This window comes from Streptomyces sp. SID14478 (genome assembly GCF_010548525.1).
In the GTDB taxonomy this organism is placed as follows: domain Bacteria; phylum Actinomycetota; class Actinomycetes; order Streptomycetales; family Streptomycetaceae; genus Streptomyces.
This window is the reverse complement of sequence record NZ_JAAGMG010001174.1, coordinates 1-626: the sequence shown is the minus strand read 5'-3', so window position 1 is coordinate 626 and position 626 is coordinate 1. Positions and strand designations below refer to the sequence as shown.

The window sequence follows — 626 nt, the reverse complement described above, 5'->3', positions numbered from 1 at the left end:
CTGTTCGCCTGGCCGTACGTGGCCCTGCTGCTCGGCGCGCTCGCCCTGTACTGGGGCATCAGCGCCCTGCGCGCCAAGCCCCGCACCCCGGACCCGCAGGCCCCCGCGCCGGCCGCCGCCGACACCTCCCGCCCGCAGACGACCGCGGCGGTCAGCGGCCTGGTCACGGGCGGTCTCGCGCTGGCGATGGTCGCGTCGATGTTCACGGCGAAGCTCGTGTACAGCGACTACTACGAGTGCCGCGCGGACGCCCTGACGAACACGGCGCAGAAGGCCTGCGAGGACCTGCTGCCCAAGGAGCTCCGCCCGCTGCTCGGCACCCGGTGAGCGTCCGTCAGGCCTTTGGGCCGTCCGCCGGCCGCTCCGGCACCTGAGGCTCCGGCGGCCGAAGCTCCGCCGCGTAGGGCTCCGCGACGTGGGGCTTGGACACTTGGGGCTCCGGGTGCCGCAGCGCGGCCGGGGCCTCCTTGAGGACCGCCCAGCGCGCGGCACGCGACTCCTCGTCGAAGAAGTCGTACGGCTCGAACTCGACCTGCTCCCGGGCCGGTTCGGGCTCCGGCAGGGCAGCCGCCTCGCGCCGCCGGGCCGCCACCGAGGCGGCCCACGCGGACACCCGGGGCCGCACC

The 626-nt window shown here is 76.0% G+C and carries 2 pseudogenes; one reads left to right on the top strand and one right to left on the bottom strand.

What is annotated here, in order from left to right:
• Positions 1 to 327, top strand: a pseudogene (locus G3I40_RS37265) (hypothetical protein); the annotation flags it as partial.
• A 7-nt stretch (positions 328 to 334) separates the two neighbouring features.
• Here G3I40_RS37265 and G3I40_RS37260 read toward each other — a convergent pair.
• Positions 335 to 626, bottom strand: a pseudogene (locus tag G3I40_RS37260) (hypothetical protein); the annotation flags it as partial.